Source organism: Massilia sp., from assembly GCF_046293535.1.
In the GTDB taxonomy this organism is placed as follows: Bacteria; Pseudomonadota; Gammaproteobacteria; order Burkholderiales; family Burkholderiaceae_D; genus Telluria.
In genome coordinates, this window is sequence record NZ_JBKBOV010000005.1 from 161,686 (window position 1) to 172,546 (window position 10,861).

At 68.8% G+C, this 10,861-nt stretch carries 10 protein-coding genes; 3 read left to right on the forward strand and 7 right to left on the reverse strand.

Annotated elements, in window-relative coordinates; genetic code table 11:
- Nucleotide 1: 1 nt before the first annotated feature.
- The 7 genes from ACK4S9_RS04920 to ACK4S9_RS04950 all read right to left on the reverse strand — a co-directional run bounded on the left by ACK4S9_RS04920 (nucleotide 2) and on the right by ACK4S9_RS04950 (nucleotide 8,940).
- Entirely contained in the window at nucleotides 2-1,072 is a 1,071-nt protein-coding gene (locus tag ACK4S9_RS04920; RefSeq protein ID WP_409722267.1) for a flavodoxin family protein, read from the reverse strand.
- 162 nt (nucleotides 1,073-1,234) lie between these two features.
- The gene (locus ACK4S9_RS04925; protein WP_409722270.1) at nucleotides 1,235-2,527 is read right to left on the reverse strand and encodes a tetratricopeptide repeat protein; all 1,293 of its coding nucleotides are present in this window, start codon (nucleotides 2,525-2,527) and stop codon (nucleotides 1,235-1,237) included.
- 293 nt (nucleotides 2,528-2,820) lie between these two features.
- Nucleotides 2,821-4,317: a beta-N-acetylhexosaminidase gene (gene nagZ, locus ACK4S9_RS04930; RefSeq protein WP_409722273.1), complete on the reverse strand. Its 1,497-nt coding sequence runs from the start codon at nucleotides 4,315-4,317 to the stop codon at nucleotides 2,821-2,823.
- Between the two features lie 10 nt (nucleotides 4,318-4,327).
- Nucleotides 4,328-5,338 (reverse strand): SIS domain-containing protein, encoded by a 1,011-nt coding sequence (locus ACK4S9_RS04935; RefSeq protein WP_409722307.1) that lies wholly within the window; start codon nucleotides 5,336-5,338, stop codon nucleotides 4,328-4,330.
- A gap of 17 nt (nucleotides 5,339-5,355) precedes the next feature.
- Nucleotides 5,356-6,453, reverse strand: coding sequence for an N-acetylglucosamine-6-phosphate deacetylase (gene nagA / locus ACK4S9_RS04940; protein ID WP_409722276.1), 1,098 nt, complete (start codon nucleotides 6,451-6,453; stop codon nucleotides 5,356-5,358).
- The gene (locus ACK4S9_RS04945; protein ID WP_409722279.1) at nucleotides 6,450-7,343 is read right to left on the reverse strand and encodes a BadF/BadG/BcrA/BcrD ATPase family protein; all 894 of its coding nucleotides are present in this window, start codon (nucleotides 7,341-7,343) and stop codon (nucleotides 6,450-6,452) included. Before ACK4S9_RS04945 ends, nagA begins: the two co-directional genes overlap by 4 nt.
- A 241-nt stretch (nucleotides 7,344-7,584) precedes the next feature.
- Entirely contained in the window at nucleotides 7,585-8,940 is a 1,356-nt protein-coding gene (locus ACK4S9_RS04950; protein WP_409722282.1) for a GIN domain-containing protein, read from the reverse strand.
- 256 nt (nucleotides 8,941-9,196) lie between these two features.
- Here ACK4S9_RS04950 and ACK4S9_RS04955 point away from each other — a divergent pair, with 256 nt between their 5' ends.
- The 3 genes from ACK4S9_RS04955 to ACK4S9_RS04965 all read left to right on the forward strand — a co-directional run.
- On the forward strand, nucleotides 9,197-9,382 hold the full coding sequence (locus tag ACK4S9_RS04955) for a hypothetical protein (protein ID WP_409722285.1): 186 nt from the start codon (nucleotides 9,197-9,199) through the stop codon (nucleotides 9,380-9,382).
- A gap of 6 nt (nucleotides 9,383-9,388) precedes the next feature.
- Nucleotides 9,389-9,877 (forward strand): hypothetical protein, encoded by a 489-nt coding sequence (locus tag ACK4S9_RS04960; protein ID WP_409722289.1) that lies wholly within the window; start codon nucleotides 9,389-9,391, stop codon nucleotides 9,875-9,877.
- Nucleotides 9,878-9,918: 41 nt separating this feature from the next.
- On the forward strand, nucleotides 9,919-10,861 hold a 943-nt coding region (locus ACK4S9_RS04965), incomplete at its 3' end, for an ExeA family protein (protein ID WP_409722292.1).

The window sequence follows — 10,861 nt, forward strand, 5'->3', positions numbered from 1 at the left end:
TCTACTTCGGCCGCGGGTCCTTCAGGCGATGCCGGGACACCGCGACCCGTCCGGCGCGGATTTCGCGCACCGCCTCCATGACGGCGCGCGCGACGTTGCGCACCTCTTCCTGCACCGCCCAATCGCGGTCGAGGGTGTCGTGGCTCTCGGCATAGGATTCGTAGTAGCCGATGTAGCGGTCGAGCTGGGCGAAGCTGCCGGCGTCGACGAAATCCATCCAGGCGAACCAGTCGGCCAGCGAGCGGCGCGTGCCTTCGATGCCGGCGACGTCGCCGTGCACCACCAGCCCGTAGGCGCGCCCGGCCAGGTGCTTGGGATAGTCCCAGCCCTTCAGTTCGAGCTCCTTGGCCGCTTCGGCCTTCTTGCCGTGGGTGGAGGAAGGGTCGGGATTGCCGCCGTCGGCGCACACCAGGCGGTCGATCATCAGCTTGAGCACGGCGGGCGCCTGGTACCAGTAGACCGGGGTGACGATGATGACGCCGTGCGCCAGCACCCAGCGCTCGTAGATCTCGTTCATCCAGTCGCCCACCTGGCGCTCGGCATGGTTGGGGTAGCAGCTGCAGGGCCAGTGGCACAGCGGCATGGCGGTCGAGACGCAGCCCTTGCAGGGGTGGATGTGGCGATCGTAGTCGGAATTGAGCAGGCTCAGGTCCAGCACGTCGGCTTCGAAACCCTCGGCCAGCAGCACCTCGCGCGCCAGCATGGTCAGGCGCCAGCTCTTGGACACTTCGCCGGGGCAGGTGCCGTCGTTGCGGGCCGAGCCGTTGATCAGGAGGATGCGGTTGCGCGAAGCCGGGTCTTTCTGGTGCCGCTCGGCAGCCAGGAGGCGCTCGTGGGTCTCTTTCCACTCGATCGACAAGTCATAGCCGGGATCGGCAAAGCCGGGGCCGGCCTTCACGGTGCGCGGCGCCTTGCGGCCTTCGTCATAGGCTTCCCAGGCCACCTGTTCGATGGCCTCCAGTTCGCTCGCCAGCTTGTCGTAGGCGGGATCGAAGAAGGCCTGGCGGAAGCGCAGATGGAATTCGTTGCGTCCCAGCTTGGCCGGTGCCTGTCCCTTGCGTACCTCTGTCATGCCGCCTCCGCCTGCGTTTGAGTGGCGGAAATTATCGGCCAGACAAGGCGCCCTCGATGTTCGCGCGCGCACACAAGCCCGAGAAAAGCCGGACAAAGCAGGGACGAAAAAAAACCGGGCGCGCAGCCCGGTTTTCTTCGAGATCGTGGACTTGTCCGGCGATCAGGCCTGCTGTTGCAGCAGCATGACCCAGTACTTGGCCAGGTCGGCGGCGCCGCCCTTGCCGGTGATGCTCTGGAAGGTCTGGATGGCGTCGGCCTTCTTGCCGGCGCGAACCTGTGCCATGCCCAGGCGCAGCTTGGCTTCGTCCGGGGCCTTCAGGCCGCCCTTGGCGATGCCCTGCTGGATGAAGCCGATGCCCTTGTCGGCCTGGTCCATGGTGGCATAGGCCCAGCCCAGGTTGACGAGGCCGGCGCCGGTCTTGGCCTTGGCCGCGCTCGCTTCACCGGCGGCAATGGTCTTGGCATCGTCGGCAGCCTGCTTGGTCGCCTTGGCGCGCATCGCGGTCTGGTTCTTGGCATCGCTGCCCTTGCCCAAGACGCCGGCGGCGAAGCCCGCATCCAGCACGTTCTTGGCTTCGGCCGGGAAGCCGTCGCGCAGGGCGACTTCAGCCAGGTACATGTAGTGCTCCGGCGGCATCTGCTTCACGGCCGCCATTTCCAGGCGCAGCATGGACGGGCCATAGGTGGCTTCGTCGAAACCGGCCTTGCGGGCCACGCCACGGTTCAGCAGGTCGACCCAGAAGTCGTCGTTCGGATAGTACTGGACCAGGTTCTCCAGTGCGAACATGTAGGTTTCGGTGTCCTTGGCCTTGTTGGCTTCCTGGCCCAGCAGGCGCAGGTCGTTCTCGGCCGGCTTCTGGCCCGCGCTCTTGGCCTTGTTGATGTTCGCCATCAGGACTTCCTTGGCGCCGGCGAAGTTGCCGCTGTTGACCTGGGCCAGCGACAGGGCGCGCTGCACCTTGGCCGGGTCGCCGCCTTCCTTGGTGTAGCGGCCGTACCACTCGATTGCCTTGGCGTAGTTCTTGGCGTTGAAGTTGGCGTCGCCCAGTGCCTGGTAATAGGTCAGGGTTTCGGCCGGGGACAGGCGGCCCGAGGCCAGGATCGCTTCCATGACCGGCATTGCCGCGGCGTTGTCTTCCGAGCCCAGGGCCAGGGACAGCTTCATGCGGTTGATGACGTATTCCTCGTACGGGGTACGGTTCGGCATGGCTTCCGCCTGGGCGATGCGGGACTTCACTTCGTCATAATTCTTGGCGTCGATCAGCGGCTTGATGGCAGCCGGGTCGAGCAACTTGAACATGTCGGGACGGACGGTGTCCTTGGCCGCAGCCTGCGCGGCAGCAGCCTGCGCATCGCTCTTCTGCTGCGCCTGGGCGCTGGACACCAGTGCCGGGGCGGAAGCGCCGATCGCGGCGAGCATCAGGCAGAGGCGGGCAAGACGGAATTGGGCCATGAATAATCCTTCAATCAAGTCGATAATGGTGAGACATACATACTCAGCAATGTAGTGAGAATGCTATCCCGGCAAAATGTGCATTGTCCCATAAAACTGCCATTTTCAGGCTCGGCAATTGTGCCTTAGCGTGCGCGAGAATGGGGGCGTCGTTACATAGCGTTACCTGATGCTTTTCCGCAAGCGTAGGGTGCACGGCTTCGCCGTGCGCGCGTCCAACTTACGGATGCGTTGTGGCAGCGTATTCCCTAGCTGAACGCGCGGCCGGCAGAGCCGACCACCCTGCAACGGCCTCATGCGCCGCCGAAGCCCGGTACCGGGCAGCAGCCCGACGCTTCGAGTTCTCCGGCCAGCCAGTCGAGCACCGCGTCCACGGCGGGCGCCGCGAAGCCGTAGGTCATCAGGGCCGGGGCGTCGAAGTCGAGCGCCTGGTAGGGGTTCCACAGCGCCACGTGCAGGTCGGGCAGCCAGGTGGCGCGGGCATGCGGGCCGTAGCGGCGGCGCGAGGTCGAGGCCAGGATCGTGAAGCGGCCGTCCTGCGGCAGGGCGCTCCAGTCGAAGGTTTCGGCGTCAAGGAAAGTGACCAGTTCGACCTCGTACAGGCGCCCCAGGGCGGCGGCGATGGCGGCGGCCGGCACGCCGGCTTCCGAGACGCCGTCGCTGACCACGTCGGCGCGCGCCACCAGGCGCACTTTCGCGCCGCGTTCGGGACGCCGGGGCTGGCCGAGGGTCGTCAGGCCGGCGCGCCAGGCGCGGGCCATCAGGGCGCGGTCATCCATCTCGGTCAGGTAGTTCACCGGGCCGGCCGGGTGCGCGGCGGCCAGCTTCGACAGACGCGCCAGGCGTGCCTCGACTTCAAGCAGCGGCAGCACGCCGCTGCGGATCGCTTCCGCGATCGCGTGCACGGTCTCGATCTGCGCCTCGCGCGAGCCGATCGCCATCACCATGTCGGCGCCGGCCACCAGCGCGTTCACGGCGGCCTCGCCGGCGCCGTAGCGGTGCGCGATGGCGTGCATGTCCATGCCGTCGGTGATGATCACGCCCTCGTAAGCGAAGCGCTCGCGCAGGATGCCGGTCAGGATGGGGCGCGACATCGTGGCCGGGTTGTGCGGATCCAGCGCCGGATAGACGATGTGGGCGGTCATCACGGCCGAGGCCGCATTTTCACCCCGCGCGGCGATGCGGAAGGGCTTGAACTCGAAGCGCTCCAGTTCGGCCAGCGGCTTGTCGACCGTCGGCAGGTCGCGGTGCGAGTCGACGTGGGTGTCGCCGTGGCCGGGGAAGTGCTTGACGCAGCAGGCCACGCCCTCGCTTTCGCTGCCTTCCATCCAGGCCATCGCGATGCGGGTCGCGGTGTCGGGATCGGCGCCGAAGGAGCGCTCGGCGATCACCGGATTGTGCGGGTTATTGTTGAGGTCCAGCACCGGCGCGAAGTTCCAGTTGAAGCCGAGGGCGCGCACCGCGCGCGCCACCGCGGCGCCGACTTCGCGCGCCAGTTGCGGGTCATTGGCCGCGCCCAGCGCCATCGCGCTCGGCGGCGCCGGCACCCAGGTCGAGCGCACCACCGCGCCGCCTTCCTGGTCGAGGGCGATCAGGGCCTGCGGACCCATGGCGTCGCGCAAGGCGCCGGTCAAGCGCGTCAGCTGGGGCGCGTCCACCATGTTCTGGCGGAACAGGCAGGCGCCGCGCACCTTGTACTGGCGCAGGAAAGCGTCGGTGTCGGCATCGAGCTCGGTGCCGAACAGCCGCACCATGATCAGCTGGCCGGCGAGGTCGAGGTAGTCGTTCATGGGCGGCAGCTCAGTTCGTTTTGGTGACCTTGCTCAGGTGGCGCGGCTTGTCCGGGTCGAGGCCGCGCGCTTCCGACAGGCGCGCCGCCATCATGTAGAAGGCCTGGATCGCGGCGATCGGATCGAGGTCCGGCGTCGCCGCGGTCGGCAGCAGCAGGTCGCGGCTGGCGACGTCCTCGGGGGCGGCGAGCAGCACGCGCGCGCCACGGCCGCGCATTTCCTCGGCCAGCGCCACCAGGCCGGCCTGGGCCGGGCCGCGGGTAGCGAAGATCAGGAGCGGATAGCCTTCCTCGATCAGCGCCATCGGTCCATGCTTGATCTCGGCGCCGCTGAAGGCCTCGGCCTGCAGCGCCGAGGTTTCCTTGAACTTGAGGGCCGACTCCAGCGCCACCGGGAAGCTGATGCCGCGTCCGACCACCATGATGTTGCGGGCCGGCGCCAGCACCTCGATCGCGGCCGACCAGTCGACCTGGCTTGCGGCGCGCAGCGCGTCGGGCAGGGCGGCAATGCCGTCCTTCAGTTCGGCATCGTCCTGCCACTCGGCCACCAGGCGCGCGCCGGCGACCATGCTGGCGATGAAGCTCTTGGTGGCGGCCACGCTCTGCTCCTTGCCGGCATGCAGGGGCATGGTCCATTCGGCGGCCCGGGCCAGCGGCGAGTTCGCGTCGTTCACCAGCGCCACCGTGGTGGCGCCGCCGTCGCGGAAGTACTGGATCGGCTCGACCACGTCCGGGCTCTGGCCGGACTGCGAGATCGACACCGCCAGCGTGTCGCGGGTGACCAGGGGCGACTTGTACAGCGTGATCAGCGACATCGGCAGCGAGGTCACCAGGCGTCCCATGCGCGCCATGATCAGGTAGGCCAGGTAGCTCGAGGCATGGTCGGAGCTGCCGCGTGCGACCGTCACCGCGCTGTGGAACTGGGTCGCGCGCAGCGCGCGGCCCAGTTCCGCGTAGCGCTCGGCGTCCTGCGCCAATTGCCGCTCCACGCAATCTCCTGCGGACAGGGCTTCCTGGTACATGAGCGAGGTAGGGACGGTCACTGTGCTTCTCCTTCGATATAAACGGCTTTGATGTCGAGGTCGCGGTCGAGCACCACGAGGTCGGCATGGCAGCCCGGCGCCAGGCGGCCGCGCTGGGTTTCGCCGAGGTAGTCGGCGGCGTTGGTGGACACGCGGCGGCTGGCTTCGCTGAGCGGCAGGCCGATCTTCACCAGGTTGCGCAGCGCCTGGTCCATGGTGAGCGTGCTGCCGGCCAGGGTGCCGTCGGCCAGGCGCACGCCGCCCATGCACTTGTGGACCACCTGGCGGCCCAGCATGTATTCGCCGTCCGGCATGCCGGCGGCGGCGGTCGAGTCGGTCACGCAGAACAGCTTCGGGATGCAGCGCAGCGCGGTCTTGATCGCGCCCGGGTGCACGTGCAGCAGGTCGGGGATGATCTCGGCGTACTCGGCATGCGCGAGCGCGGCGCCGACCATGCCGGGGTCGCGGTGGTGCAGGCCGGGCATGGCGTTGAACAGGTGGGTGAAGCCGGCCGCGCCGTGCGCGAGGGCCTGCACGCCGACCTCGTAGCCGCCGCTGGTGTGGCCGACCTGGACCCGGATGCCGGCGTCGGCGATCGCGCGCACCAGTTCCATGTGGCCGTCGATCTCGGGCGCCACCGTGATCAGGCGCATCGGGGCCATGGCATGGAAGCGCATCACTTCGCCCAACGTGGCTTCGCGCGCATACGGCGGCTGGGCGCCCAGCTTGCCGGAGTTGATGTAGGGGCCTTCCAGGTGCACCCCGAGAATGCGCGCCTCGCCCTTGCCGCGCGCGCGGCAGGCCGCGCCGATGGCGCTCAAGGAGCGTTCGATGTCCTCGACCGGGGCGGTCATGGTGGTGGCCAGCAGGGCGGTGGTGCCGTGCCTGGCGTGCAGCGCGGCGATCAGGTGCGGGGCGTCGCCGCCTTCCATCATGTCGCGCCCGGCGCCGCCGTGCACGTGCACGTCGATGAAGCCGGGGAGGATGTAGTCGTCGCCGTTGGCCGACGGGTCCACTTCATGGCCGTCGATCGTTTCGATGAAGGCGCCATGGCGCAGTTCGCCGTGGATCCAGCCGCCGGGGGTGAGGATGTTGCCTCGCATTGTCGTGCTCATTGTGCTGCTCCTTGTTGTTCCAGGCGGCGCGCGATCATGCGCAGCGCGCCGGCCGCCGAATCGCCTTGCGCCGGCACGCAGCGCGCCAGGGTGGCGGGCGGCAGCCAGGCGCGCAGGGCTTCGCCCAGGCCGCCGCACAGGGCCAGCGGCAGGGTGTGCGAACGGTCGAGCGCCTCGGCGATGCTCGCCACCTCGCGTCCGGCGTGTTCGAGGATGGCGCGCGCCACCGGGTCGGTCTCGCCGTGCGCGACCACGAAGCGCGCCAGGCCGGCATAGGCGGTCTGGTTGGCGCGCCCCAGCCAGACCTGCACCGCGTCGCGCGAACCGCCGCAGAAATCGATCACCTCGCGCGCGAAGGCGCGGCCTTCGACGCGGCCGTCCAGCACCTGTTCGATATGGTTCAGCGCGCGCAGGCCCATCCAGGCGCCGCTCGCCTCGTCCCCGGCCGGGAAACCCCAGCCGCCGACTTCCACTTTGCCGCCGTCGGCCAGCATGGCTTCGCCCACGCTGCCGGTGCCGATGGCGACGATCGCGCCGGGCCGGCCGCCATGGGCGCCCATCAGGGTAGTAAAGCCGTCGGTATCGAGGGCCAGCAGGGCGTAGCCCGGGTTGGCGGCGATGAACCGGGCCGCCCATTCCTTGTTGTGCACGCCGGCCAGGCCGAGGCCGATGGCGCAGGCGGCCAAGGGGACCTGACCGATGCCGCTGGCGGCGAAGGCCTCGGCGACGACGCCGTCGATGGTGGTCCAGGCATTGTCGATGCCGCGCGACAGGGCCGAGGGGCCGCCGGTCGCCTGCGCGATTTCCGTGAAGCCGGCGCTGGTGCGACGGGCCAGGCGCACGCGGGTGCCGGTGCCGCCGCCGTCGACGCCGATGAGATAGTCGATCATGTGATGGAAGGTTCTGCCGGAGAAGTCAGCGCACTATAGGCAGGCGCTACAGCGATGTCAACAGGTATTTAACTGGTATGCAAATTAGCGCTGCAGATATGGTTCCATCACCGTAGGTTATTTTCATAAGTCATTGATTTTGCAAATATTTTTATTGGTACGGAAACTGGTATTGTCGAGCGCGAAAAAACGGCTGTCAGGCGGGGAGGGAGCGGGCGCGCGGCGGCGCCCGCCAGCCGGCTTACTCGGCCTGGCGGCGGCCGCTGCGGTCCACCAGCAGCAGTTGCGCGCGGCCCGCGTTCCTGCGTGCGGCGCGGCGCTCGTCCTGCCCGGTGACGTTCAGCGCCGCATGGGCGGGACCGGTGACGGCGATGTCGGCGCGCGCCGCCGTCAGGCCGCGCCCCTCGAGGCTGCCCGAACCGCTGAGCCGGGCCTTGACCAGCTCGACCCTGCCCCTGAGATGGGCGGCACCCGGGCCAGTGATGTTCAGCAACAGGCGTTTGCCGTTCATGTCCGCATCCAGGCCGCCCGAACCGTGCAGTTCGGCGTCCAGGGTGTCGGACACGCCGGCCAGTTCGATGCCGCCCGGGCCGCGCGCCTTCACGGTCGCGCGCCTGACGCGCAGTTCGTCCCCGTCGAGGTCGCCCGAACCGCTGACTTCGGCGCCGAGTTCGCCGATGCTGCCGCTCAGCGTGGCGTTGCCGGGGCCGCCGAGGCGGACCACGGCGCTGGCCGCCCGCAGGCCGCTGGCCTCCAGGTCGCCCGAGCCGCTCACTTCGGCGTCGAAACGCGTGATGTCGCCGGCCACGCAGGCGCTGCCCGGGCCGCGCTGGACGGTGGAGGCGGCGCCGGCCGCCAGCGAGCAGGCGTCGAAGTCGCCCGAGCCAGTGATCTCGGCACGCAGTTCGCGCGTGCTGCCCGACACTGTCATGCCGCCCGGGCCGCTCATGCGCGCCTCCAGGCGCGCCAGGCGCAGGTCGACCGCTTCGAGGTCGCCCGAACCGCTGAGCGTGGCCGCCAGCAAGTTGTCGACCCCCGACAGGCGCACGTCGCCCGGCCCAGACATGTCGAGCTCGACCTTGGCCGCCTTCACCCGGTGCAGGTCGAGGTCGCCGCTGCCGCCGGCGCGCACAGTCAATTCGCGCACCGCGCCCGCCGCCTGCAGGTCGCCGGGCCCGTCGACGCGGATGCTGAAACGTTCGCCCGCCAGCTGGGCCAGCTCGACGTCGCCGCTGCCCGACATCGCCAGGCTCTTGAGCTGGCTGGCCGTGATGTGGATGAGGACCGGGTCGCGCCGCTTGCCCCAGCCGAAATGGAAGCCCTTGCGCTGGACCGGCCGCACCACCAGGGTGTCGCCGCGCACGAAGGTCTCGATCTCGTCGAGCTGCCCGGGTTCGCCCGACAGCCTCAAGGCCTGGCGCCCCTGGGCCCGCACCACCACCTTGTAGGGCCCCGAGAGTTCGATCGCGCTGAAAGCCGCCACGCTGCGCTGCAGCGCCACCTGCGCCAGCGGTGCTTCGGCACGGCTTCCCTGGATGGCGAGGAAACCGGCGGCGATGACGGCGGCGAGGAGGGCGGGCTTGAGGACGTTTTTCATTTTTCTTCGTCGGTAAAGACTTTCGGGAGCCTGAACGATAGGGCAAGCCGGCAGCGCTTGCCGCGGCAAAACGACGGAAGCGCGAAAGCGGGGAACAGAGTGCAAATCCAGAGGATGAGCGGCATCATGTGGCACCACCGCAACACGGGGCGTAGGCGGCAGGGCGCGGCCGTGTCCCTTGACCCCGGTCGTGCCTGCCGCGTGGCCCGGCAGGCCCATGCGGTGTCATAATGCCGGCCATGGAAGGAGAACTCACGTGATTCGCTATATGGGCACCCGCAAGAACGCCGAAGGGGCCGCCGTGTATGTGTTCCTCGTCAACGGCATGCACAAGGAAGTGCGCGAGCACGCCCTCAAGCAGCATCCCGGCTGCTTCGAGGCGCTGCCGGCCGCGGTCAAGGCCCAGATCGCGGCCAACCGCGCCTGGCTGTCCAAACTGTAGGTGGCCGTGCGACGTTTTCGACCGGCACCTGCTGCCGCGCTGATGGGCGCGATTCTTACCGCTTCCCTGGCCGCTCCTGCCGCCGCGCAGGCCATGCCCTCGACCTTCAGCCAGGTCGTCGGCAATGCGTTGCTGTGCCGCAGCCACCTCGACAACCGCTACTTTTACGATTACCTGGGCAGCGCCTTCGGCCCGGCCTACAAGCGCGAGGGCGGGGCCTGGTGGTTCAGGGTCGAGGCCACGCTGTGGGGCGCCGAGGTCAAGGAAGTCATGGTCAGCGACGACAGCAGCGACCTGGTCTTCATCGCCGCCGTCCTCGACAGCACGCCGGAAGAGCTGGAAGGGGCGATCCGCGCCGGCACCGGCATCGCCTACCGGCCCCTCGACGCCTCGCCTTATCCTTTGCGCGTGTCCAAGCCGGGCGGCACGATCGCTTACATGAATGACAAAAGCAAGATATATTGCAAGAAGTTCAAATCGCTGCCGGTCCGCTAGGACGCTCACCGGACCCGCATGATCGCTGCGCATGTTCAATGATGTATAACCACTACTTCCACCTGAAGGGCGCGCCGTTCTCGATCGCCCCCGACCCACGCTACCTGTTCATGAGCGAGCGCCACCGCGAGGCGCTGGCGCATTTGCTGTACGGCATAGGCAGCGGCGGCGGTTTCGTCCTGCTGACCGGCGAGATCGGGGCCGGCAAGACCACGGTGTGCCGCTGCTTCATCGAGCAGATTCCCGAGAACTGCCGCCTGGCCTATATCTTCAACCCGCGCCTGAGCGTCGAGGAACTGCTGCTGAGCGTATGCGACGAGCTGCGCATCGACTTGCCGCCGGCCGGTACGCCGATCGGCCTCAAAGGCTATGTCGACGCGATCAACCGCTACCTGCTGGCATCCCACGCCCAGGGCTTGAACAACGTGCTGGTCATCGACGAAGCCCAGAACCTGTCGGCCGAGGTGCTGGAGCAGCTGCGCCTGCTGACCAACCTCGAGACCAGCGAGCGCAAGCTGCTGCAGATCATCCTGATCGGCCAGCCCGAGCTGCGCGCCATGCTGGCCCGTCCGGAGCTGGAGCAACTGGCCCAGCGCGTGATCGCGCGCTACCACCTGGGGCCCTTGCTCGAGGCCGAGACCGGCGCCTACGTCGCGCACCGGCTGGCGGTGGCCGGCGCCGGCGGAACGCCGTTCCCGCCCGCGCTCACGCCCCGCATCCATGCGCTGACGCACGGGGTGCCGCGCCGCATCAACCTGCTGTGCGACCGCGCGCTGCTCGGCGCCTACGTCGAGAACAGCCCGCAAGTGACGCGCCGGATCCTCGACAAGGCAGCCGCCGAGGTATTCGCCGGCGAGCCGGATGCGCCGCGCCGCCTGCGCATGCCGCTGGTGGTCGGTGGCGTGCTGGCGGCGGCGGCCGTGAGCGCCGCGGCCTGGCAAGCCATGCCCGCGCGCCAGGGCGCGCCCGCGCCGTCCGCGCATG

Excerpts from the sequence above, each read along its gene's own strand:
- ACK4S9_RS04920 (WP_409722267.1), bottom strand. The coding sequence starts at position 1,072 with ATGACAGAGGTACGCAAGGGACAGGCACCGGCCAAGCTGGGACGCAAC.
- ACK4S9_RS04925 (WP_409722270.1), bottom strand. The coding sequence starts at position 2,527 with ATGGCCCAATTCCGTCTTGCCCGCCTCTGCCTGATGCTCGCCGCGATC.
- nagZ (WP_409722273.1), bottom strand. The coding sequence starts at position 4,317 with ATGAACGACTACCTCGACCTCGCCGGCCAGCTGATCATGGTGCGGCTG.
- ACK4S9_RS04935 (WP_409722307.1), bottom strand. The coding sequence starts at position 5,338 with ATGTACCAGGAAGCCCTGTCCGCAGGAGATTGCGTGGAGCGGCAATTG.
- nagA (WP_409722276.1), bottom strand. The coding sequence starts at position 6,453 with ATGAGCACGACAATGCGAGGCAACATCCTCACCCCCGGCGGCTGGATC.
- ACK4S9_RS04945 (WP_409722279.1), bottom strand. The coding sequence starts at position 7,343 with ATGATCGACTATCTCATCGGCGTCGACGGCGGCGGCACCGGCACCCGC.
- ACK4S9_RS04950 (WP_409722282.1), bottom strand. The coding sequence starts at position 8,940 with ATGAAAAACGTCCTCAAGCCCGCCCTCCTCGCCGCCGTCATCGCCGCC.